Source organism: Brevibacterium sp. 91QC2O2 (genome assembly GCF_024580695.1).
Classification (GTDB): domain Bacteria; phylum Actinomycetota; class Actinomycetes; order Actinomycetales; family Brevibacteriaceae; genus Brevibacterium; species Brevibacterium moorei.
The window spans coordinates 43,890-62,819 of record NZ_JANIJY010000006.1 but is presented as its reverse complement, the minus strand read 5'-3'; the positions used below and the strand labels follow the sequence as shown (position 1 = coordinate 62,819).

At 66.1% G+C, this 18,930-nt stretch carries 18 protein-coding genes, 1 tRNA gene, 1 other RNA gene and 1 pseudogene; 8 read left to right on the top strand and 13 right to left on the bottom strand.

Features of this window, described 5'->3' with window-relative positions:
• Positions 1-18 precede the first annotated feature (18 nt).
• The gene (locus tag NQ036_RS06495) at positions 19-507 is read left to right on the top strand and encodes a DUF779 domain-containing protein (RefSeq protein WP_257057794.1); all 489 of its coding nucleotides are present in this window, start codon (positions 19-21) and stop codon (positions 505-507) included.
• Positions 508-684: 177 nt separating this feature from the next.
• Here NQ036_RS06495 and NQ036_RS06490 read toward each other — a convergent pair whose 3' ends face one another.
• From NQ036_RS06490 to ffs, 3 genes are all read right to left on the bottom strand, one after another.
• Positions 685-1,422: an SDR family NAD(P)-dependent oxidoreductase gene (locus NQ036_RS06490; RefSeq protein WP_257057791.1), complete on the bottom strand. Its 738-nt coding sequence runs from the start codon at positions 1,420-1,422 to the stop codon at positions 685-687.
• A gap of 189 nt (positions 1,423-1,611) precedes the next feature.
• Positions 1,612-2,982: an Ig-like domain-containing protein gene (locus NQ036_RS06485; RefSeq protein ID WP_257049202.1), complete on the bottom strand. Its 1,371-nt coding sequence runs from the start codon at positions 2,980-2,982 to the stop codon at positions 1,612-1,614.
• A gap of 272 nt (positions 2,983-3,254) precedes the next feature.
• Positions 3,255-3,349, bottom strand: an RNA gene (ffs, locus tag NQ036_RS06480) — signal recognition particle sRNA small type.
• Between the two features lie 160 nt (positions 3,350-3,509).
• Between ffs and NQ036_RS06475 the strand changes: the two genes are divergently transcribed.
• A tRNA-Ser gene (locus NQ036_RS06475) sits at positions 3,510-3,594 on the top strand.
• Positions 3,595-3,713: 119 nt separating this feature from the next.
• Here the strand turns inward: NQ036_RS06475 and NQ036_RS06470 are convergent.
• The 4 genes and pseudogenes from NQ036_RS06470 to NQ036_RS06455 form a co-directional block, all read right to left on the bottom strand.
• Positions 3,714-4,877, bottom strand: a pseudogene (locus NQ036_RS06470) (IS481 family transposase).
• Between the two features lie 438 nt (positions 4,878-5,315).
• On the bottom strand, positions 5,316-5,804 hold the full coding sequence (locus tag NQ036_RS06465) for a hypothetical protein (RefSeq protein ID WP_257057788.1): 489 nt from the start codon (positions 5,802-5,804) through the stop codon (positions 5,316-5,318).
• A 36-nt stretch (positions 5,805-5,840) separates the two neighbouring features.
• Entirely contained in the window at positions 5,841-6,710 is an 870-nt protein-coding gene (locus NQ036_RS06460) for an IS3 family transposase (RefSeq protein WP_257057944.1), read from the bottom strand.
• A gap of 50 nt (positions 6,711-6,760) precedes the next feature.
• Positions 6,761-7,072 (bottom strand): transposase, encoded by a 312-nt coding sequence (locus tag NQ036_RS06455; RefSeq protein WP_257057784.1) that lies wholly within the window; start codon positions 7,070-7,072, stop codon positions 6,761-6,763.
• Between the two features lie 59 nt (positions 7,073-7,131).
• On the opposite strand from NQ036_RS06455, the gene NQ036_RS06450 reads away from it, so the two are divergent.
• From NQ036_RS06450 to NQ036_RS06440, 3 genes are all read left to right on the top strand, one after another.
• Positions 7,132-7,347: a hypothetical protein gene (locus tag NQ036_RS06450; protein ID WP_257057782.1), complete on the top strand. Its 216-nt coding sequence runs from the start codon at positions 7,132-7,134 to the stop codon at positions 7,345-7,347.
• A 220-nt stretch (positions 7,348-7,567) separates the two neighbouring features.
• Positions 7,568-9,259: an ATP-binding cassette domain-containing protein gene (locus NQ036_RS06445; RefSeq protein ID WP_257057779.1), complete on the top strand. Its 1,692-nt coding sequence runs from the start codon at positions 7,568-7,570 to the stop codon at positions 9,257-9,259.
• A 35-nt stretch (positions 9,260-9,294) separates the two neighbouring features.
• On the top strand, positions 9,295-10,644 hold the full coding sequence (locus NQ036_RS06440; RefSeq protein ID WP_257057776.1) for a threonine/serine exporter family protein: 1,350 nt from the start codon (positions 9,295-9,297) through the stop codon (positions 10,642-10,644).
• Between the two features lie 29 nt (positions 10,645-10,673).
• Here NQ036_RS06440 and NQ036_RS06435 read toward each other — a convergent pair whose 3' ends face one another.
• The 3 genes from NQ036_RS06435 to NQ036_RS06425 form a co-directional block, all read right to left on the bottom strand.
• Positions 10,674-11,039 (bottom strand): hypothetical protein, encoded by a 366-nt coding sequence (locus NQ036_RS06435; RefSeq protein ID WP_257057774.1) that lies wholly within the window; start codon positions 11,037-11,039, stop codon positions 10,674-10,676.
• 152 nt (positions 11,040-11,191) lie between these two features.
• Positions 11,192-12,313, bottom strand: coding sequence for an aldo/keto reductase (locus NQ036_RS06430; protein WP_257057772.1), 1,122 nt, complete (start codon positions 12,311-12,313; stop codon positions 11,192-11,194).
• A 35-nt stretch (positions 12,314-12,348) separates the two neighbouring features.
• Positions 12,349-12,846, bottom strand: a complete 498-nt coding sequence (locus tag NQ036_RS06425; protein WP_257057770.1) for a MerR family transcriptional regulator — start codon at positions 12,844-12,846, stop codon at positions 12,349-12,351.
• 216 nt (positions 12,847-13,062) lie between these two features.
• Here NQ036_RS06425 and NQ036_RS06420 point away from each other — a divergent pair, with 216 nt between their 5' ends.
• Positions 13,063-13,470, top strand: a complete 408-nt coding sequence (locus NQ036_RS06420) for a hypothetical protein (protein ID WP_257057769.1) — start codon at positions 13,063-13,065, stop codon at positions 13,468-13,470.
• A 9-nt stretch (positions 13,471-13,479) separates the two neighbouring features.
• Here NQ036_RS06420 and NQ036_RS06415 read toward each other — a convergent pair whose 3' ends face one another.
• The 3 genes from NQ036_RS06415 to NQ036_RS06405 are packed head-to-tail and all read right to left on the bottom strand — an operon-like array spanning position 13,480 to position 14,911.
• Positions 13,480-13,803 (bottom strand): multidrug efflux SMR transporter, encoded by a 324-nt coding sequence (locus tag NQ036_RS06415; RefSeq protein ID WP_257057767.1) that lies wholly within the window; start codon positions 13,801-13,803, stop codon positions 13,480-13,482.
• Entirely contained in the window at positions 13,800-14,258 is a 459-nt protein-coding gene (locus NQ036_RS06410) for a multidrug efflux SMR transporter (protein ID WP_257057765.1), read from the bottom strand. The genes NQ036_RS06415 and NQ036_RS06410 overlap by 4 nt, the downstream gene beginning before the upstream one ends.
• Positions 14,258-14,911: a TetR/AcrR family transcriptional regulator gene (locus tag NQ036_RS06405; RefSeq protein WP_306439954.1), complete on the bottom strand. Its 654-nt coding sequence runs from the start codon at positions 14,909-14,911 to the stop codon at positions 14,258-14,260. The genes NQ036_RS06410 and NQ036_RS06405 overlap by 1 nt, the downstream gene beginning before the upstream one ends.
• A 139-nt stretch (positions 14,912-15,050) precedes the next feature.
• On the opposite strand from NQ036_RS06405, the gene betT reads away from it, so the two are divergent.
• Positions 15,051-17,432, top strand: a complete 2,382-nt coding sequence (gene betT, locus NQ036_RS06395) for a choline BCCT transporter BetT (RefSeq protein ID WP_257048922.1) — start codon at positions 15,051-15,053, stop codon at positions 17,430-17,432.
• A complete protein-coding gene (locus NQ036_RS06390; protein ID WP_257048923.1) occupies positions 17,429-18,928 on the top strand; it encodes an aldehyde dehydrogenase family protein in 1,500 nt (499 codons plus the stop codon). The genes betT and NQ036_RS06390 overlap by 4 nt, the downstream gene beginning before the upstream one ends.
• The last annotated feature ends 2 nt before the right edge of the window (positions 18,929-18,930 follow it).

The window sequence follows — 18,930 nt, the reverse complement described above, 5'->3', positions numbered from 1 at the left end:
GGATCGATCGGTGTCGTCATGAATACCGATTTCGGCGCAGCACCCGCGGCGGGGGACACCCCCGCCGCGGGTGTCGGCGCATCTACGAACGAACAGGACACCGGCGTCGAGGCCGTGCTCGCCTCGGAGTCGACGATCGAGGGTGAGACCCGGCCCCGGGTCGATATGAAGGCTGCGGCACTGGAGCTGTTGCAGCAGTTGGTGGGGCAGTATGGGCAGCTGATGTTCCATCAGTCGGGCGGGTGCTGCGATGGCTCCTCGCCCATGTGCTATCCGGCAGGCGAGTTCATCACCGGCGATGCGGACGTGTTGTTGGGACGGTTCACTCTGCCGGGGGTGCCGGAGGATCAGGCGGAGCTGGAATTCTGGATGTCAGCCGAACAGTTCGAGTACTGGAAACACACGTACCTGACCCTGGACGTGGTGCCCGGGCGTGGTTCGGGGTTCAGTGTGGAGTCGCCCACGGGCAAGCGCTTCCTCATCCGTTCGCGGCTGATGGAGGCCTGAGCACCAGGGCCGTCGTGCCCGGACGCGAATCGGTCCCTGTGGGACGGAATCCTCGATGGATCCGTCCCACAGGGACCGATTGGCTTGGAGGGGCCGGTCGGCTGACCGGTCGGGCCGCTGTCTGGCCGGCCCCTCGCCCGGCCGATCCGCTGTAAACGGCACCGGCGCGGGTGTGTCTCAGATGCCGGTGGTCAGGTAGCCGCCGTCGACCGGGACCACGGTGCCGGTGACGAAGGACGCGGCGTCGGAGACCAGGAAGGCGATGACCTGCCCGACCTCTTCGGGGCGGCCGAAGCGGTTGGCCGGGGTGCGGGAGAGCAGGCGCTCCTTGCCGGAGTCGTCCAGGGTGGCCAGCAGCGGGGTGTCGATCCAGCCCGGGGCGACGGCGTTGACGCGAATGCCCTCGGGGGCCCATGCCTCGGCCAGGGACTTGGTGATCTGGGCGACGGCGCCCTTGGCAGCCGAGTAGGCGACGCGCTTGCCGCCTCCGAAGAACGAGTACATCGAGGCGATGTTGACGATCGAGCCGTGCGAGGCGGCCAGCAGATCGTGGGCCAGTTCGGTGATGCGGTAGACGGCGTTGAGCTGGATGGACAGGACCTTGTTGAAGGCCTCCCATTCGACCTCGCGGTCGCCCATGCTGATGCCGGCGGCTGGGACCAGGATGTCCAGGCGGTCCAGGCTGTCGATCAGGGCCTTGACGCCTGCATCGTCGGTGACATCGAGTTCGCGCAGGTCCAGGGTGACGTCCTCGGGAACCTGGGTCTTATCGGAGCCCAGGCCGACGGCGATGACGGTTGCGCCCAGGCGGGCCAGGGTCGACGCGGTGGCCAGGCCAATGCCCGAGGTGCCTCCGGTGACGACGGCGACCTTACCGGCGAGCATGTCGGGTGCGAATGACGGAACAGCAGTCATAGTATGTTTCCTTTGTCTTGTGGGCTGGGTGTCTAGGCGCAAGGCAGTTCCGTTCTGACGATCTGTGCGTCTTCACTTGTTCCAACCAGAAAGTCATCGGATGTATTCCCAAAGTGGCCGAGGCCGCACCCAGTTGGGTGCGGCCTCGGCCACTAGGATCCTGCGCTGTTCGGAGTGGGCGCGTGCTGCTTAGAGCGCGGACATCTCCTTGTATTCGTCCCAGTCGTAGACCCAGTCGATGACATCGCTATTGGACTTCGACAGCTTCACCGAGGAGCCCTTGATGATGACGGGGTCGCCATAGAGAGCCGACTTGTAGTACTTGTACGCGCGGCTGTTGGACAGGTTGATGCAGCCGTGGGACACGTTCGCCGAACCCTGCGAGCCCTCCGACCAGGGAGCCGCGTGGACGAATTCGCCGTTGTTCTGGATGCGCACGGACCACTGGGTGGGGGTCGTGTAGTTCCAGCGCTCGGACTTCATCGTGTAGTTCGCGTGTTTGGACATGACGACGTGGACGCCGTTGTAGCTGGGTGCAGCGGGGCGGCCCAGCGAAGCCGGCCAGTTCCAGATCTCCTTGCCGTTGCGCTCGACCTTGAAGCGGTGGGTCTTCGCATTGCCGGTGGCGATCTGCTCGCGGCCGACCTTGAAGCTGAAGTTCACGTCCTTCTTGCCGAAGCGATTGGCGGCGTACTGCACGTTCTTCAGCGGCAGCTCGACCTTGACGTTGGTGTGGGCCGGCCAGTATTCCTTCGGCCGGTAGTTCAGGCGGGAGATGCCGTCCTCGACCGGCAGCCAGGCCCAGGTGCCCTCGACATTGCGCTTCTTCCCATCCTTGTCCGTGGCCGTGACCTTAAGGCGGGATTCGACGGCGGCCTTGTTCTTGTCGGTGACGATGGTGTTGAAGTACAACAGGATCGGTGCGCCCACGCCCACGGTCTGGCCGTCGGAGATGATCGGGTTGATGCCGGTTGCCTCGCCCTTGGGCTTGGCGGTCTTGACGGTGCCGGTCTTCTCCTGGGTGTTGCCGTTGTCGTCGACGACGGTGGCCTTCCAGTTGTACGTCGAGCTACCGGCCAGGCCGTACTTCGAGCTCCACGTGGTGCCCTGTTCGGTGGGCTCCGCACTGGCCTGGGTATCGGAGAGCGAGCCGGAGTCGTCGGTGGCTGCACTGGATTCCGCATCCGAGGTGTCCGTCGGATCGGTGGCCGCTGTGGTCTGGTCGGTCGACGTCAGAGCGAGGTTTCCGCCGGCCTTGGCGGTTTCCGTCGCTGTGGCGGTCGACTTGGTCTTGGGGTTCATCACGCCGGTGTCGGCCGGGGCGGAGGAATGATCCGCATCGGTGACTTCGACCTTCTGGAACTTGCCATTGGCCACGCTCAGCTTGAGCTTGCCGCCTGCCTTGATGGTCTTATCGGGAGCGGTGACGCTGATTTCGGGGGCGTCCGCTTTGGCGCCGGCCTTCTTCGCATCGTCACCGCCAGGGGTCGTGCCGGTGCATGAGCTCAGGGCGACAACCGCCGCAAGGGCTGCGGCGATCGGGTAAAGACGACGTGACACGGGGGCCTCTCTCCAGAAGGTGCTCAGTACCTGCCCTCCACACGGATGTGCCCGGGTGGAAGAAGGCGATCAATTCATGTTAGGAGGCGGTCCTGTACGGCGATAGGTATTTGTGATGCGAATCTCCGACGTTTTCCAGTGAGAACTCGTGCATCCGACGCCTGGGGGCGGCAAACGTTCTCAAAGAGCAACGGGAACTGTTGCGGAATCGTAATATGCCGACGGGGGAGGCCGGGGAGGTGGTTACAGGGACTGCCGCGGGGAGGGGGAAAGTAAAGGACTCTCCGTGCACCCGCCAGAGCTTCCTTACCCTTGCTACCTTTCGGTCCTGGGGGATTCGCAAGATGACGCCGCACGAAGAGCCACTGACAAGTGTAGTGGATTGGACCGGTGGAAGCGAAACGGGGTGGAGCGCAGGAGGCGGGACGCGAGTCGACCACTGGGTGGTTGTGTGCATCGTTGTGTGTTGCCTCACGTGAGGCCTTTTCGATTCGCGCCGGGGTGGCGGGTCATGTAAAGTTATCTGCGGAGGATTCGCCTAGCGGCCTATGGCGCACGCCTGGAACGCGTGTTGGGTTAACGCCCTCAGGGGTTCAAATCCCCTATCCTCCGCGTTGTCCTGAGTCGCGACATCGTTGACAGATGAGTCGCGACAAGGATTACAGAGAGCCCCGGAGTTTTCACTCCGGGGCTCTTGTTATTTCCGGAGTCGCGTGTAGGTTCATCCCGGGCTATCGGATGGGACGCTGGTATCCCTTGGTGGGATCGATGGTGTGTTCGGCGATGACCTCTCCGGTTTCGGCGTCGGAGGTGGCGACGTGGCGGTCGTGGATGAGCATGAGGACTTGTCGTCCGGCGTGGGCTCTGCCGATGCCGAGGTGGCGGAGTTTCCCTCCGTATCTGAGAGTGACACGGCCGGTTTTGTCGACGCGGTCGGTGCGGGTGCGTCATTCGGGGTCGTGTTCGCTGTTGGGTTTGGCTTTGGGCAGGGCGGTGTAGGCCTGTTCGGGTGTGTGCCTGTCGATGGCGCGGTGGGGCCTGCCGGTGTTGTACCAGGTGCGGAACTGGTCGAGCTGGTTCTGCAGGTCGCCGGTGGTGGCGGGTTTGGGTCGGGCGGACAGCCAGCGTTTGAGGGTTTGGTGGAAGCGTTCGATCTTGCCCTGGGTCTGCGGGTGGCCGGGGTTGCCGTTCTTCTGTTTGATGTGGTGGGCGTCGAGGAGTTTTTCGAAGCCTCCCTTGCCGCCTTTGTGGCGGGCGAGTCGGGTGGTGAAGACGAGTCCGTTGTCGGTCAGGGTGGATGCTGGTGGGCGGTAGTCGTCGATGAGGTGTTGGAGTTCGGTGGCGACTCCGGCGCCGGTGAAGGCTGTGCGTGCGGTGATGGATAGCAGGTAGCGGGAGTGGTCGTCGATGAAGTCGAGGATTTCGACGCGGGTGCCGTCGGTGAGGTACCAGTGGGTTATGTCGGATTGCCAGCATTCGTTGGGTAGGTCGGCTTGGAAGCGGGTGTAGGAGCTTTTGGGTCGTTTCTTCGGTTCGTCGGTGATGAGTTCTGCCTGGTGGAGGATGCGGCGGATGGTGGAGTCGGATGGGGGTCGGTGGCCTTCGTGTTCGAGGTGCCAGGCGATGGTCAGGGGGCCGGCGTCGGCGCCTTGGTCGGTGAGTTCTTTACGCAGTTCGATGATCCGGTGGCGGATCGTTGGTGGCGTGGCCCGGGGCGTGGAGTGTGGTGCTCTGCTGCGGGGTTCTAAGGCTTGGGGTCCGCCTGTGCGGTAGCGGTTTACGAGTGTGTGGACCCATTGGCGGGTGACGTCGAATTTGGTGGCGGCTTGTGCTGGGGTGAGTCCCTGGTCGATGACGGATCGGGCGATGACGAGGTTTCGGCTGTGTGTGGTCATGCCCCATATTGGCCTACAGGTGGCTGTCAATGGTGTCGCGACTCATGAGTCAACGATCATGGGTCTGGATTGTCAACGATGACGCGACTCACCGGTCAACGGTCTTGAGGGTTCGGCCGGGCGGGAGGCTGTCAACGATGTATTGACGCTGGACACCCTATCCTCCGCAGTTTGTCCTGAGTCGCGACATCGTTGACAGATGAGTCGCGACAGGGATGACACGAAGGCTCCGGAGTGAAAACTCCGGGGCCTTCGTGCTGTCCGGACTCAGGTGGGGGTTCATCGGGTTTTGCGGATGGGTGCCTGGTAGAGTTCTTGGCGGGGCCGATGGTGTGTTCGGCCAGGACCTCTCCGGTGTCGGCGTGTGATGTGGTCACGTGGCGATCGTGGATGAGCATGAGGGTTAGCGGCAAGAATGTGTGTACAGCGTCGTCGTGTCTAGCGTCTTCTTCCACCCCACCCGTGTTGGATTCCGTTGCCGTCTTCGGGGCTGAAGGCGGTGCCGTAGAGCAGGTTGGTTTCCTCGCGCCCGGTCTCGGGCTTGACAGTTGTCCGGGTCGTTTTGGTCCTCCAGTGGGCTGGTGTGACGAGCATCCAGGGGTCTTCAGGTGCTTGTGTGCGCCGGTAAAGCAGCCAGTCGACTCCGCGCCTGGCATGGTCGATCGACATGCCACGGTGGTGGCGTAGGAAGTCTTTGATCGCCTTGTTCGGTCCGCCTTCTAACGCGTTCGTCGTCTTCGCGATCGTGTAGCCGTCTTCGGCGAGTTTCAGCCAGGTGAATAACTGGTCGGCGCGGATCAGGTTGGCCAGCAGTTTGTGGGCTCTGCGGGTGCGGATGTGGGTGTACCACCAGGACTGGTTGGTTCTGGCGTATGCGGGCCTGGTGATCCCGGATTGGGCGCGGGTGCGGTGTTTGAGGAATGTCAAGCCCCGGGTTTTGTAGAGGCTCCTTTTCTTGGTTTCCTAAGCGGCCGTGGACTCCGTCCCGGTCTCGGTGATCCATTCAGAATGGACCTCGACAGGCGGTCGGTAGTCAATCGCCGAATGCAATCGCGTCTGGTTGTACCAGGCCACCCACTTCGACGTCTCCGCCATCACCTCGATCAACCCTGACCACACCCTCCGGTCGATCAGCTCTGCCTTGTAGACCGAGTTCAGCGCCTCGGCCATGGCGTTGTCGTATGAGTCCCCGCGTGACCCCACCGACGCCACGACCTCGGACTGCGCCAGGGTCTCGCCATAGCGAATCGACCGGAACTGCACCCCGCGATCCGAGTGGTGGACGAGCCCGGAGACATCTTCGCCGGCCCGGTATTTCGCAGCCAAAGCCATCGTGAGTGCGTCCCTGGCCAGGGACTCCCGCATATGGTTCGTCACCTGCCAGCCGACGATCTCCCTGTGGAAGACATCAAGGATGAACGTCGTGTACACCCACCCAGCAGACGTCGGAACATAGGTGATGTCAGCGACCCACAAACAATTCGGGGCCGCTGCCGCGAACTCACGTTCAACAAGATCGTCCGGGCACTCCTCAGCACGTGCCGAGGCCGTCTTCGGACGCTTCCGCCTCCGCCGGATCCCGTCGATGCCCAACCGGCGCATCAACCGTTCCACCGTGCAGCGGGCCACCGGCCCGAACTGGTCGGCGTACTCGCGGTTGATCGCCTTCCACATCTTCCGCACCCCGTAACAGGAATAGTTCGCCTCATAGACATCCTGGATCACGACCATCAGTGCGTGGTCCCGACGGGCTCTGGCCGATGGTTGACGCTTCTTGTAGGCGTAATACGAGCTCACAGCAATCCGTGCCACAGTCCCTTTCAGGGCGCGCACGATTGGCTCGACTCCGAACTCGCAGCGATTGTCGTCGATGAAGGCGACGATCACCTCGATGGGCGGTCGAGCTCCGCTGCGAAGAAAGCCGAGGCCCTCTTCAGAATCTCGTTGGCCCGCTTCGCTTCAGCCAACTCAGCCCGCAGCCGGCGGTTCTCCGCTTCCAAGTCGACCGACTCGGCCGGGGTGGCCTTGCCGGAGTCTTTGTGTTTACGCACCCAGACTCGCAGGGTTTCTTTGCTCAGCCCGAGTTCGTTGGCAACGCGGGCGATGGCTCCGTTGGCCGTTGCGGGATCGGCCCGGGCATGGATGACGAGCGCGACGGCGCGAGCCTTGAGTTCGTCGGTGTATTTCACTGGCACGAGAGAATCTCCTTCTTCCAATCTCCCTGCCTCTATTATCCCCGGGGCGATTCAATACGGTGTTCCCGTCTGCCTGGTACGACGATTTCAACCGGACGCTGATGGAGCTGCCCGTCGAACTCCGGCGGAGCGAACGCGCACGGGTGTTCGCCCGGGCACTGGCCGACCTGCCCGAGGGCTTCCCCCGCACTCCGGCCGAACCCGCGGCGCTGCAGGCCGCGGCCGCTGAGGCCAGGGCCGGCCTGGCGGAGCTCACGGAGCTGCAGAGCGCGTAGCGGGCCCGGCGGGCCGACAAGTTTGGACTGTTCATTTCAGATTGGACCGGACGTCCGGTCCAATCTGAAATGAACAGTCCAAACCCGTTGTGGGTGGGGTTGTGGGGGCTGCTATGGTGGTGCGCATGAAGATGAACGCGTGAGCACACGTCCCCATCACTGATTACACCCGGACCTGCCGCGTTGTACCGCGCTCGCCGGGAGAAACGCGAGTATCTTCATGCCAACCCATCATTCACACACCCCTGCCAAGCCCTCCATCACCCTGGTCGATCTGAGCTTCGACTGGCCCGACGGCACCCCGGCGCTGACCGGCCTGTCCGGCACCTTCACCCCCGGCCGCACCGGCCTGGTGGGGCGCAACGGATCCGGCAAATCCACACTGCTGCGCCTGATCGCCGGCCTCCTGACTCCCACCAGAGGTCATATCGACACGGTCGGCGAGGTCGGCTATCTGCCGCAGACCCTGACCCTGGAGGCCACGACCACCATCGCGGATCTGCTGGGCGTGGCCGGAACCGTGGCGGCCCTGCGCGCGATCGAAGCCGGGGACGTGGCCCAGGAACACTTCGATGCGGTGGGCGACGACTGGGACATCGAGGCCCGCGCCGCCGCTGCCCTGGAGCGGATCGGCCTGCCCGGTATCGAACTGGACCGCCGGGTCGTCGAACTCTCCGGCGGCGAGGCCATGCTCACCGCCGTGACGGGCCTGCGGCTGCGCGGCACCCCCATCACCCTGCTCGATGAGCCGACGAACAATCTGGACCGCTCCGCCCGCGCCCGCCTGTCCGGACTGATCGACGACTGGCCCGGCACCCTGGTGGTCGTCAGCCACGACCTCGAACTGCTCGAACGCATGGACGTCACGGCCGAACTGCACGACGGTCGGCTGGAGACCTTCGGCGGACCCTACAGTGCCTGGCGCGCCCACCTGGAGAACGAACAGGCAGCGGCAGAGCAGGCCGCCCGGACCGCCGACCAAGCGCTCAAGGTGGAGAAGCGCCAGCAGATCGAATCCCAGACCAAGCTGGCCCGTCGCGAGCGCACCGGTCGGAGGGCCCAGCGCGAGGGCGGCCTGCCGAAGATCGTGGCGGGGACTCTGGCGCGTAAGGCGCAGAATTCCGCGGCGGGTCTGCGCGCCGTGCACGAGGACAAGGTGCGGTCAGCGCAGGCTGCCGTCGATGCCGCCGACGCCCGAGTGCGCGAGGACGAACACATCCGTCTGGATCTGCCGGATCCGGCGGTGCCGCGCTCGCGCCGTCTGCTGGAATTGACGGACGGGGTCACCGAGGTCGTGCTGCAGGGGCCGGAGCGCCTGGCCCTGGTCGGCGGGAACGGCACAGGTAAGTCGACTTTGGTCGCCCGCCTGCTGGCCGGTACGGCAGCGGATCCGGCGCAGGGGGAGGCCGCAGGAGCCTCGGCAGGCGGAATCGGACGCCGCGGTGGCGAAGCACCCAGCCGTCCCGGCGGTCGGCTGTTGACCGAGCGGGTGGGCTACCTGCCGCAGCGCCTCGACGGGCTCGACGATGAGGCGAGCGCGATGGACAATGTCAGGGCGGTGGCCCCCGATCTGCCCGCCGGCGAGGTCCGCAACCGTCTGGCGCGCCTGCTGTTGCGCGGGGATACGGTGGACCGCCCGGTGTCCACCCTGTCCGGCGGCGAGCGCTTCCGCGTGTGCATCGCCCGCCTGCTGTTGGCCGATCCGCCTGCGCAGCTGCTGATCCTGGACGAGCCGACGAACAATCTGGACATCGCCAGCGTCGAACAGCTGGCCGAGGCGCTCGACGCCTATCGCGGCGCGCTGCTGGTGATCAGCCACGACCATCCGTTCCTGCGCCGGATCGGCATCGATGCGGTGGTCGAGCTCGATGCGGTCGGCCGGCTGCACCGCAGGGCCGAGCTGCCGGACTGACCGGACCGAGCCGGGGCTCGCACTATCATCGACTCATGGAGACACCGCAGGAGACCCCGATGGAGCGGCCGCCGGCCCTGACAGCCTCCCAGATCCGCCGGCGTCTGGACTTCCTCACCGTCCTGGCGTACGGACTGATGGAATCGGGCCAGACCAGTTCGCAGGTCGAGCCGGTGGTGCGGCGCACCGCCGTGGCGCTGGGCGTGGACAATCTGGGTTTCAACGCCTTCGGGCGGATTCTGCTGATCGATACGACGCGCGGCGACGGGTCGACCAGTTCTGTGTCGGGTGCTGCCCGCGGGCTGGACATGATCGACTGCACCAGGGCCCGCGCCCTGCAGGACGTGGCGATGGGGCTGGTACAGGCGGCGACCTCGGCCGATACGGCGGAGCTCGCGGTCGAAGCGCGCCTGGATGCGGCCAAGGACAGGGTGGACCGGCTGCGTGAGTCCGCCACCCCATGGTGGCTGTCCATGGGCGGACTGACCATGCTGGCCTTCTTCATCAGCATGCAGGTGGGGGTCTCCTGGCAGGCCTGGGTGCCCGCCGCACTGGTGCAGTTGGCCTCGTCTCTGATGGGTGCGGCCACCGGTGCGGTGCGCATGCCGAAGCTCTTCGCCACCGCCGTGCAGGGCTGCACCTCGGGGGCGCTGGCCACGGTCCTGGTGCTCGTGGGCTTCGTCGACCCGGTGGGCGCGGCCGCCGCGATCGCGGTGAGCTGGCTGATCCTGGTGCCGCTGCCGCAGGTCATCGGGGCGGTCTCCGATGCGATCGCCTCCGACTTCGTCTCCGCCATGACGCGCACTGCGAGCCTGCTGGTCGCGGTGATTTCCCTGACGATAGCCGGGGCCTTCACCTTCATGCTGGGGGAGGTGCTGCACATGGAGCATCCGCGCCTGGACGAGCTGCCGTCCTTCCCCTGGTACCTGGTGCTGGTGTTCTGCGCGCTGGGCGCGGTGGCCAACGCCTTCGCCAATGGCGGCCGACTGCCACTGGTGCTGCCGGCGGCCGGCCTGGGCCTGGTGACGGGTGCGGTCAACCAGGCGCTGCTGATCGGGGCGGGGCTGCCCACCCTGTGGGCGAACTCCCTGGCCGCGGTGGTGCTGGGGGCTTTGGCCGCATTCTATGCGGTCCGCTCCGGCTATCCGCAACAAGTGCTGGCGCTCATGGGCTTCACCGGCGCGTTGATGCCCGGCATCCCGGTGTTCTTCGGGATCCTGCAACTGATGGGAGGGGGCCAGGGCATGTCCTCCTTCGCCGAGGCCGCCGCGATCTGCGTGGGCATCGGCACCGGGGTGGGACTGGGCGCCTACCCCGTCGACGTGGTGCGCAGGCACCGGCGCGGGACAGACGCCTGGCTGCACCGCTTCGGCGCCCGGGCGTAGGGATCGCCGCGGTGGTCGGCCGGGCGATTTCAGAACTGGGCGCAGATGTCGCCGAGGTGGTGCTCGACCTCGTGCACCGCCAATGCACCAACCCACAACAGGGTGTGCGGTTCGTTGAAACACACTGCGGTCCGTTCCAGCTGCCAGGGGGACAAGACGGTGAAGGAAGCTGCGAAGAGTCCGGTGGCGACACGGAGGCCCTGCGCGGTCTCTGCGGCGAGTTCATGAGCGTACATGCCCGCATCCACGCGCAGATCGCTGAACATCCTCTGCCTGGTGGGAGTGTCTTCGGCCAGGGCGGCGGCGATCGTCCCCCGGTCATGAAGCAGGAGGTCGCGGACATGGGCTGCGTATTCCAGAGGCGACCAGACATCCGGTGCCCGCCGTGTGGTCAATCTCGAGGAGTCGGCCAACGCTGCTCCCGGATCGAGGATCTCGCAGATTTCTGAGACTCCCGTTCGGATTCGAGGGACGATCCGGTCCGCAGTGATCGCGTTGAAGTCGTACCCGCATACAGCACAGAAATCCATAGGGAGAATCTACGCCCCTATTCCCGGCCGGAACTGATCCATTGCGGATTGTCGTTGATATTGCGGGTGCCGGTGACCAGGCCCGCCACGGTGTCCAGCCGTGCGATCTGGTCGTCGGTCAGGTCGATTGCGGCGCCGGCCAGGTTCTCGACCATCCGGGCCGCCCTCCGCGATCCCGGGATCGGCACCGTGGCGACTCCGAACCGGTGCCCCTTCGCCTTGAGCCAGGCCAGAGCGACCTGGGACTGGGTGGCCGAGCCCTGGCCGGCGGAAGCGCCGGAAGCGCCGCAGACCTGAGGGATTTCGCCGGCGACCTCCTTCACCACGGCCAGCGCCGCCTGATTGGCGTCCCAGGCCGCACCCATCCGGGCCGTGCCGCCGCGGAAGTCCTTGGCCACGGCCTCGCGCGTCAGCGTGCCGGTCAGGAAGCCGCGCCCCAGCGGGCTGTAGGGCACGAACCCCACGCCCAGCTCGGCACAGGCGGGCAGGATGTGCGCCTCCACATCGCGCGACCACAGACTCCACTCGGACTGCACGGCGGTGATGGGGTGGACGGCGTGGGCCCGCCGCAGCTCATCCGCGGTGACCTCGGACAGGCCCAGACGGCGCACCTTGCCCTGGGCCACCAGCTCGGCCATCGCGCCGACCGTTTCCTCGATGGGCACTGTGGGGTCGGGGCGGTGCAGATAGTACAGATCGATGGTCTCCACACCCAGGCGGGCCAGCGAGGCCTCGACGGCCCGGCGTGCGTATTCGGGTCGTCCGTCCGTGCTGTTGCCGGCGGTGCGCGGGACCTCCCCACCTGCATTCGGCGCTGCGACGGACAGTCCTGTGATGCCGAACTTCGTGGCCAGCTGCACATCGTCGCGCCGGCGGGCCAGCAGCGGTGCCAGCATCTCCTCGTTCGTGCCGGCCGGGCCTCCCCTGTGCCCGGCACGTGGTTCACCGTAGACATCGGCCGTGTCGAGCAGTGTGATGCCGGCGTCGATGGCGGCATCCAGGGTGGCACGCGCAGCGTCGTCGGCGACACCGCCCCCGTAGATGTGGGTCAAGGCCATGCACCCGAATCCGATGGGCGAGACTTCCAAGGCGGCTGCGCCCGCTCCGAGTATCGGGCGGGGAATCGAAGTGGTGGTCATCGTTGTCCTTCCAATCATGGGGTTCTGGTGTGCGATCATGACGCATCGCCCAGCATTCCGCCATACGTCTCGATCTTGTAATCGGTGGCGGCCAGCGCCACCTGGATCTCCTGCAGGCGGGCGATGATCGACTCGCGGTGTTCGCGCATGAGCGCAAGGCGCTGGGGCACCGTATCGTCGCCCTGTTCCACCAGGGCGATGTACTGTGCAAGCCTGGACATCGACATTCCGGATGTCCGCATGCGCTTGAGGAACTCGACGCGGCGGAGCTGCGCGGGGCCGTATTCGCGGTGACCCGCCGCGTCGCGCGGCACGTGCACCAGGCCCTGCCGCTCGTAGTAGCGCAGGGTGTGCTGGCCGATGTCGAGCAGCTCGCACACCTGCGCCACCGTCAGCCGCGCATCGGCCGGGATGTCGAATGCCTCGGTCCGTGCCCTGCGCGATAGGGCCTCTGCCAGTGCCTGCGGCACGGATGGGGCTTCATCCGCTGTGCCGTGGTGGGCTGCCCTCCCGCGGTCCTGAGTCCTCGTCATGTCCCCGAGCCTAGGACTTTGAGCGCGCTCCAGGGCAAATGAGTCGCAGCCCGGCCGGCCGGGTGCGGTCCTGTGGTGTGGCTACTCGCACACGGGCCCCGGTAGCCCCTTCGCACCACGTGACCGGCTACCCGATTACAGTGGACGGGTACGCGCCCGCGGGCGCGCGACTCAATCCCACCCTGCCGATCGGAAGGTCGAAATATGTCGCATCGCTTGAGCACCGCAATCCTCCGAGGCCTGTCCGGGGCCTCCATCCTCAACGCCGGAATCGAGAAGCTCAGCCTGGACGACGGCAGCGCCGGCTTCCTCAAGGGCATGGCCGCCAAGGGCTTCCCCTTCCTGGACCAGCTCGATGACAAGGCCTTCGGCAAGCTGTTGGCCGCCGGTGAGATCGCCGTGGGCGGTGCGCTGCTCGCCCCGTTCGTGCCCAACCGGGTGGCCGGTGCCGGCCTGGCGATCTTCAGCGCCGGCATGCTGACCATGTACTTCCGCACCGAGGACTTCACCAAGGACGACGGCGTGCGCCCCGCCGGCGATGGCGTCTCCGTATCCCATAACGCCTGGCTCGCCGCGATCGCCGGAGCCCTGCTGGTCGAGGGCAAGTCCAAGTCCGCGCGCTGAGGTCGGCGGTCAGCCCAGCTCCACCATCACCACGCCGCAGATGATCAGGCCGATTCCTGCCAGCATGCGGCGGGTCAGGGGATCACGCCAGATCAGGCGTGAGAGCAGTGCGACGCTGACGATGCCCAGGGCCGACCACATTCCGTAGGCCACGCCCAAGGGCATCCCGGCGTCCAGGGTCAGCCGGAGGCAGCCGAAGGCCGCGGCGTAGCCCAGGCCGATCGGTATGAACCGCCACTTGCTGCGGCGCTTGTCACCATCCTGGCCGATGCGCAGGCCCAGTGTCGCCGCGACCTCGCAGCAGACCGAGGCGAGTAGCCAGACCCAGCTCATGTTCCCTCCCGCCTGTGGTTCTCATCACCGCTCGCAGCACCATGATCAGCACTGAAATCGGCACCGAGATCGGTGCTGAGATCGACCATGTCATCGACCACGTCGTCGAGCGCGGTCTCCCAGTCCTTGGTTTCGGATTCGCCGGATCCGGTTTCCACCAGGACGACGCCCACGACTGTCAGCCCGATTCCAACCATGGCCGGTGGGCTGAGGGACTCTGCGAATACGACGGTGCTCAGCAGGGCGACGAGCACAACCCCGGCCGCCGCCCACGTTCCGTATACGACGGTGAGCCCGAGGCCGGTGCGCAGGCTCCGGGCGATGAGCGTGAACGCCAGGACATAGGCGACGATGACCAGCGCGATCCAGGCGGCGTGCTCGGAGCTGGCCCGCAGTGCCAGGGTGCCGACGACTTCGGCGGCGATCGCCGCGCACAGGAACAGCCAGGACTTCATCAGCCGTGCTCGTCCTCCGCTGCCCGTGCACGATCCACCAGCTCCAAAGCGTGGGAGCGCACGGAGTCGAGTTCCGCCGCGGGGAACATGCCGGTGGCCTCGGACATCCACGCGCCGTCGGCGCAGAAGCGCGCGGTGGTGAGCCATGCCCGGGCGGCGGCGGACACCCCGGCCGTGGAGAACCAGGGGTTCAGCCGGTCGTGCCAGACATGTGACAGTGCTGGGTGATAGAGGGCATCGGCGAAGATCCAGTAGTCGGCTCGCGACACCCGGGCCGAGGTCGCGACCCGCACATAGCCGCGGTATCGGGCGAATACGCTGAAGTCCGCGGGTTCCCCCGCCGGCTCCGGATCGTGTCCCGGTGCTCCGGCGCAGCCAGAATCCCCCGTCCCGTTCGAGGCCTCCACCGCGGCTTGCGTACAGGCGGCGGAGATCATCTGCGCCCAGTTCGCCGCGGCCGCGTCGACCAGGCCGGTGATCAGGGCCTCTTTAGTCGGGAAGTGGTACAGCAGTCCCGGTTTGGTCAGCCCGGCACGCTTGGCCACGGCCTCCAGCGAGATGGTCACGCCCTGAATTGAACGGTTGTCCTGGGCGATCTGCTTGGCGGCCTGGAGGATGCGCCGACGGGTGTCGGTCGGATGCGCGGAACTCATACTTCGACACTTTACCATCCGGTAGGTAAAGTAGGGGGCGTGGCTGGCGAACCTCAGGGGGTGCCCCATAGGATGAAGGGGACTTGTGAAGGCAACTTGATGTAATCGACTCGTCGTCCATAAGGAAGTAGGCCGTGTTTTGACAGAAGCAGCCCCGAGTTCTCAGAGGCCCGGACCGCAAGAGGACCAAGAGGACGGAGCCAAGCCCTCATCGGGCACCTCTGCCGTCAACTGGCCGGTCTTCATTGGGGCGGCGGTCATCATGGTCGCCTTCGCCCTGTGGGCGATGCTCCTGCCCGAACAGGCGGAGACCGTGATCTTCGGTGCGATGGACTGGGTCGCCACGAACTTCGGCTGGTACTACGTACTCACGGCCAGCATCGTCGTGGTCTTCGTCATCGTCGTCGCCTGCTCCCGGGTGGGACGGACCCGGCTGGGCCCCGACCACTCCCGTCCCCACTTCAATATGTTCACCTGGTCGGCGATGCTGTTCGCCGCCGGCATCGGCGTGGACCTCATGTTCTTCGGCATCTCCGGACCCGCCACGAACTACCTGACCCCGCCGGACGTGGCGCCGGAGTCCGATGCCGCGGCCAAGTGGGCACCGGTGTGGACGGTATTCCACTACGGCATCCCCGGCTGGGCGATGTACGCGCTGATGGGCATGGCCTTCGGCCTGTTCGCCTACCGCTATCACCTGCCCCTGAGCATCCGTTCGGCCCTGGCCCCCATCTTCGGCAAGCGCGTCAAGGGCACCGTTGGCCATGTGGCCGAAATCGCCTCGACCATCGGCACCGTCTTCGGCATCTCCGTGTCCCTGGGCATCGGCGTGGTCTTCCTCAACTACGGCCTGTCGGCGATCTTCGGGATCCCGCAGTCCATCGGCGTGCAGATCGCCCTGATGGCTCTGGCCGTGTTCATCACGATCCTGTCCACCGTCTCCGGCGTGGACAAGGGCATCCGACGGCTGTCGGAACTCAACGTCTACCTGGCCGTGGCCCTCATGCTGTGGGTGCTGTTCTCCGGCAACACCCACGAATTGCTGAATGCCCTGGTGCAGAACGTGGGCGACTTCTTCGCCGGCTTCGCCTCGATGATGATGAATACCTTCGCCCAGACCAGCGGGACGGAGGGCTACCCGGCCGAACAGTGGATGAAGGACTGGACCCTGTTCTTCTGGGCCTGGTGGATCGCCTGGGCGCCTTTCGTCAGCCTGTTCCTGGCCCGGATCTCCCGCGGGCGCACCCTGCGCCAGTTCGTCATCGGCGTGCTGCTCATCCCGTTCGCCTTCATCATGCTGTGGGTGTCGATCTTCGGCAATGCCGCGCTGAGCTTCTTCCGCGACCCGAACAGCGACGGGGGCTTCCTGGATCAGGCGATCAACCTGCCCGAATCCGGTTTCTTCACGCTGCTCGAACAGTATCCGGGCTCCACCTTCACGATCGCGCTGGCGGTCATCACCGGGCTGTTCTTCTACGTGACATCTGCCGATTCCGGTTCGTTGGTGATGGCGAATATGACGTCGAAGTCGTTGTCGACCGATGATGACGGCCCCCGCTGGCTGCGCATCGTGTGGGCGGTCATCACCGGCGGCCTGACACTGTCGATGCTGTTCATCGACGGCGTTTACACTCTGCAGGCGGCCACCGTGATGGTGGGCCTGCCGCTGTCGATTCTCGTGTACCTCGTCATGTACAGCCTGTACAAGGTGTTGCGGCGCGAGCGCATGGTGCTCGACGCCAGGGCGGAATCGCTGCCGGACATCCTGTCCTCGCGGGCCGACGCCGGTCGCGACCCACGCCGGAACTGGCGCCAGCGCCTGGGCCGGCGGATGAACTACACCTCGGCAGCCCAGGCCAAGCGCTTCGTGGAGACCGTGGCCGCACCCGCCCTGGAAGAGGTCGCCGCCGAAATGGAGCGCAACGGCGCCGATGTCAGCTGTGAGCGCGGCGAGCATCCGGATTATCCGATCCCGTACACCGACCTGGTGGTCACCTTCAGCAACGGCGAGCACTTCAAATACGAGGCATACCCCGTGGCCTATCCGGTGCCCAGCTTCGCGGTCAACGTGCGCACGGTCAACGATGTGTACTTCAAGCTCGAGGTGTTCTCCTCCACCGGTTCGCGGGGCCGGGACATCATGGGCTACACGAAGGAGCAGATCATCTCCGATGTGCTCGATGGCTACGACGCCAGGGTGATGTACCTGTCCAGCCTCGACAGCGCATCGGACACCGGCCCGATCGACGGCCCGGCGCCCGAACAGTGGGACGACGTCGATCAGATCGAGGCGGAGAACCTGGCCGACCAGGTCGCGGAGTCGATCGTCGAGGCCAAGGACGCCCTGGAACCGGCCGCCGGCCCGCGCCCGCCGCAGCCGGAGGACCTCGGGGGCACGGGGGACCGGCGGGCAGCCGCCCGGCCCGTGAACCCCCGCCAACTACTCACAGAGACCGAGCCCGCTGCCCGGCGCTCGAAGGAGAACTCGAATGGGACGGAACCCGAAGAAGGAGAACGATGACTGAGCAGACTAACGGCGTGGCGACGCTGTACATCGACGGCGCATGGGTGCCGGCGGCCGACGGGGCGACGCGCACCATCCACTGCCCCGCGGATGGTTCCACGGTCGGCGTGGTGTCCGAGGCCTCGGCGGCGGATACCGAACGCGCCATCGCCGCCGCCCGGCGGGCCTTCGACGCAGGCCAGTGGTCGGCCACGCCGGCCGCCCAGCGCGGCGACCTGCTGCTGGCGGTCGCGGATGCGATGAAGGAGCGCAAGGACGAATTCGCCCGTGCCGAGGCCCTGGACACCGGTAAGCGCCTGGTCGAGGCCGAAGGCGATATGGACGACATCATGGGCTGCTTCCGGTTCTTCGGCAAGATCGCCGATCAGCATCCGGGCCGGCTGGTCGACACGGGCGATCCCACGGTGATCTCCCGGGTCGTCAACGAGCCGGTGGGCGTGTGCGGGATGATCACCCCGTGGAACTTCCCGCTGCTGCAGGCCTCCTGGAAGATCGCCCCGGCCATCGCCGCCGGTGATACCTTCATCCTCAAACCGGCGGAGCTGACCCCGCACACCGCGATCCTCATCATGGACGTGCTCGACAAGCTGGGCCTGCCCGCCGGTGTCGGCAACCTGGTGCTCGGCGCCGGCGCCACCGCGGGCGCGCCCCTGTCCAGCCACCCGGATGTGGACCTGGTGTCGTTCACCGGTGGGCTGGTCACCGGGCGCACGATCGCCCAGTCGGCGGCGCAGACCATCAAGAAGGTCGCGCTGGAGCTGGGCGGGAAGAACCCGAACGTGGTCTTCGCCGATGCCGACTTCGACGCGGCGGTGGACAATGCGCTCAACGCGGGCTTCCTGGACTCCGGCCTGGTGTGTTCGGCCGGCACCCGGTTGATCGTGCAGGACACGATCGCCGAGCGCTTCGTCGACGAACTGGTCCGCAGGGCCGCGGACATCCGCCTGGGTGGGCCCTTCGACGAGGCCGCGCAGACCGGCCCGCTGATCTCCGAGGCACACCGGAACAAGGTCACCGACTATGTGGAGCGCGGCGTGGCCGCCGGCGCCCGCCTGCGCGTGGGCGGATCCTGGGGCGGCGACGAACTCAAGGACGGCTTCTTCTACACGCCGACCGTGCTCGATCAGTGCGATTGGGACAATCCCGCAGTGGTCGAGGAGGGCTTCGGCCCGGTCATCACGGTCGAGACCTTCTCCACGGAGGCCGAGGCCGTCGAGATCGCCAACCACACCGAATACGGTCTGGCCGGTGCCGTGTGGACCTCGGATTCCGGGACGGCGAACCGGGTGTCGCGGGCCCTGCGCCACGGCACGATCTGGATCAACGACTACCACCCCTATGTGCCGCAGGCCGAATGGGGCGGTTTCAAGAACTCGGGCATCGGCCGGGAGCTGGGGCCCAGCGGCCTGGGCGAATACGTCGAGGCCAAGCACATTTACGAGAACACCGAACCGGCCGTGAGCGGTTGGTTCCCGCAGCAGAACGGAGAGTGACA

Coding starts and splice junctions, on each gene's coding strand:
- NQ036_RS06425 (WP_257057770.1), bottom strand. CDS start 12,846: ATGACGAGGACTCAGGACCGCGGGAGGGCAGCCCACCACGGCACAGCG.
- NQ036_RS06495 (WP_257057794.1), top strand. CDS start 19: ATGAATACCGATTTCGGCGCAGCACCCGCGGCGGGGGACACCCCCGCC.
- NQ036_RS06415 (WP_257057767.1), bottom strand. CDS start 13,803: ATGAGCTGGGTCTGGCTACTCGCCTCGGTCTGCTGCGAGGTCGCGGCG.
- NQ036_RS06410 (WP_257057765.1), bottom strand. CDS start 14,258: ATGAAGTCCTGGCTGTTCCTGTGCGCGGCGATCGCCGCCGAAGTCGTC.
- NQ036_RS06445 (WP_257057779.1), top strand. CDS start 7,568: ATGCCAACCCATCATTCACACACCCCTGCCAAGCCCTCCATCACCCTG.
- NQ036_RS06490 (WP_257057791.1), bottom strand. CDS start 1,422: ATGACTGCTGTTCCGTCATTCGCACCCGACATGCTCGCCGGTAAGGTC.
- NQ036_RS06440 (WP_257057776.1), top strand. CDS start 9,295: ATGGAGACACCGCAGGAGACCCCGATGGAGCGGCCGCCGGCCCTGACA.
- NQ036_RS06430 (WP_257057772.1), bottom strand. CDS start 12,313: ATGACCACCACTTCGATTCCCCGCCCGATACTCGGAGCGGGCGCAGCC.
- NQ036_RS06405 (WP_306439954.1), bottom strand. CDS start 14,911: ATGAGTTCCGCGCATCCGACCGACACCCGTCGGCGCATCCTCCAGGCC.
- NQ036_RS06390 (WP_257048923.1), top strand. CDS start 17,429: ATGACTGAGCAGACTAACGGCGTGGCGACGCTGTACATCGACGGCGCA.